Raw genomic sequence first — 3,245 nt, 5'->3', positions numbered from 1 at the left:
GGCGCCGACTGCTGGTCGGTGGGGTACTTGTCGTATTGTCGAGAGCTGGTCCAGACGGGGACCGAAGCGATCTGAGCTGCGTTGGCCGGGTTGTCGTCCGTGCTCAACAGCAACGAACCTTGGTCGTCCGAAGCAATCCAAAACGTGTAGTCGCCTGTCGTGGGGACGGTCAAGTACGCGCGGACGCGAACCCCGTAGTTGTCGGCGACATTGGTCGGGATCTCGAAGGAGTCCAGTAGGGCAATCGAGTCCGGGGCATCGGGGTAATTCGGCGCGGCGGTCAAATTGGCCAGTTGCGTTCCGGTGATGCCGGAGAAAACTTCCAGCAGTGCGCCGCGGTTGGACTGCTCGGCGGCAAAGTAGACTTGACCACCGGCCTCGGTGAACCCGCTGGGGTTAGAACTGCTGCTGAGCGGACCGACATTGGCGATTTGCGTGGCGACGGTGCCGTTGGACAGAAAGGGTTCAGTCCCATCGACGCCGTTGTCCGCGGCAAAGTACAGCGTACCGCCGATGTCGGTCAGCGCGTTGGGGTTGGACGATCCGGACGGGTGGATGTCCAGCTGGGTCCCGGTCGACGTGTGCAGCTCGCGTCCGTTGCTGCCGTTATCGGCGGTGAAGAAGAGCGTGCCGCCACTGACCGTCAACTCCTGCGGGTCGGAGCCGGTGGTGCCCGGGTTGAGGTCTCGGACCATTTGGATTCCACCGAAAACGCTCGCCGCAAAGAGCTCTCGTCCGAAGTTGCCGTCATCGGCAGCGAAGTAGATCTGGCTATTGAACGACGTCAATTCGGTCGGCTCGCTGCCGGTGTTTCCGCTGTTCAAATCCTGGACGATCGCGGTTCCCGCCATGGTCCCGTTACTGCTCCAGAGTTCTTCGCCGCTGGTCGCATCATTGGTGACAAAGTAGACCCGGTTGTCCGCTTGGTTTTCGACGAACATCGTGCCATCCAACGAGACCGCAACGGGAACTCCGGCCATGAACTGAGTGGTTTGGGAACCGTCGTGGTAATACATCCCGCCGCCGGAGCCGGCGATGGAGTTATAGAACACAACACCGCTGCCGAATTTGGCGAGCCCGGAAACCGAGTCGATGGACGAAGGCGTCACGTCGGCGACCATGGTGAGCGTTTGCCCGGTCGGGTCAGCCTTCCAAACCGCTTCGCCGTTGATCCCATCGTTGGCGACGAAGTACACGAGGTCGCCGACCGGAGTGAATTGCTGGACATCGGCGGACTGTGTGCCCGGATTGATGTTGGCGATCGGGCGCGTGGTCAGCGTGGTGCCGTTGCTGGTCCAAAGTTCGCGGTCCACCGTCCCGTCGAGTGTTGTGAAGAACAACGTTCCGCCGATGTCGGTGAGATTTTGCGGATCACCATCCAGCGGTGCCCCGTACTCGTCACTGCCGGGCTGCGAGTCGATCAATCGCATCGTTCCGCTTTGCGTGCCGTTGCTGACCCATAACTCTCGACCGGATCCCACCGGTTCATCGGCGGAAAAGTACAGCAAGCCTCCCGACTCGGTCAACTCGCTCGGGTTGGCACTGCCGTCGGTGACGAAATCGTCGATCAGTTCCGTGCCGGCAGTGGTGCCGTCGGTCTTGTGTAATTCGCGGCCGACCGGTACCCGCGCCGTCGTCATCGGCGACAGGTCGGCGGTCAGTTTTGCGTTGACGACAATCGCTTCGGATCCGCCGTCGGCAAACGCCGGGGCACCGTCGCGTCCGATGGTCATGCGAATGGTGGCCTTGGTGATGGTGGGGCCGCCCGGATGGGAGAGCGCAATGTTGTTGGCCGATCGTCCGGCAAACCAATTGTCCAAGTCGTCGCCGGCTACCTCCAACAGCGACGTCCGGGTCGTCGAGTCATTGAGGAACAGTTCAAAGACCAAGCCTTCGTGCGATTGATCGAATTGATTCCCCGAGGCAAATCCGGTGAACGCGAGATTGGTCAGGCCCGCGGCGTCCGAAACTGTCCATTCCCAGGAGTCGTTGGCCAAGTCACCCGAGTCGATGTCGGCGAGATAAAAATCGTTGATCGCGAGAGTTTCAAGACCCACGCCCGCGTCGCCGATTTTTGCACCGTTGGCCACCCAGCCCGGACCGTCGTTGGTGCTGGTCTGGGGCTTGGCGGTGAAGACACCGTTGCCTCCGAACCTGGCCAGGTTGCCGCGATCGGGGCCGGTGGTCAGGCCTGTCACGATGCCGGCCCAGGCTGCTCCATTGAGGATGGAATTGTTGGCCAACAGCGTGGGGGCGTCGGCGCTGACGGTGGTCGCCGGCACCACTCCCTCGGCGGCAAAGAACAGTTCTTGCCCGACGACTTCCAGATCGGTCGGGTTGGAGGGATTGTTGCCGCCGGCCGTGTTGGCGACCATCGTCGTCGTCCCCGTCGCGATCTGGCTCTTGAACAATTGTCGGCCCGTCACCCCGTCATCGGCGGAGAAGAAAACATGGCCGTCGAATGCCGTCAGGTCATCGGGATACGAGGAACCGTTCGGATGGAGATCGGCAACCTGCAGGGTGCCTGCGGTCGTGCCGTCGCTGCGGTACAGTTCCACGCCGTCGTCGGGATCTTCCGCGACGAAGAACAACACGCCGTCGACGTTGGTCAAGTAGGTCGGGTAGGAACTGAGCGAGGGATCCGGGTTCAACGGATCACTCGTGTCGATCGCCAGGTCCTTGACCATCATGGTCCCCGCCTCGCTCCCGTCGCTCTTCCACAATTCGCGATTGTAGTAACCGTTTTCGTAGGCGGTGAAGAACAGCGTGCCGCCGACATCCGTTAACTCTCTCGGCCGGTCAATGATGCTTTGATCCGGATTGATGTCTTTGACCAAGATCGTCCCGCCAAGGGTCTGGTCGTGGACCCATAACTCGTATCCCGATTCGTATTGATAGGCGGTGAAGAACAGTTTGCCGCCCGATGCCGTCAAGTCGCGAAGGTAAAAGGCTCCATTGGCGTCGGCATCGAACACCATGCTTGTCCCGGCGGTCGTGCCGTCGGTTTTCCAAAGATCGGTTTCGCCGAGTTCGTCGAGCGCGGTGAAAAACAGTTCTGACCCCAGCACGGTCAAGTCGTCCGGCAGGGATCCATCCACACCCGGCAACAAATCGGCGACCTGGCGGGTGCCGTCGATCGTGCCGTCACTCGTCCAAAGTTCACTTCCGCTACGTCCGTCATCGGCGACGAAGAATGCCTCGCCTTTGAATTCCACCACGTTGTCGATGGCGGACGAAACACCCTG

The 3,245-nt window shown here is 61.0% G+C and carries 1 protein-coding gene; it reads right to left on the bottom strand.

What is annotated here, in order from left to right:
- Window positions 1-3,245 (bottom strand): hypothetical protein (locus ABX749_RS27095; RefSeq protein WP_372898774.1); only part of this gene is annotated, 3,245 nt, incomplete at both ends.

It is taken from the genome of Stieleria sp. (assembly GCF_041595215.1).
GTDB lineage: Bacteria > Planctomycetota > Planctomycetia > Pirellulales > Pirellulaceae > Stieleria > Stieleria magnilauensis.
Note: the sequence above shows the minus strand (reverse complement) of the source record. Positions and strands in the feature narration are given on the sequence as shown.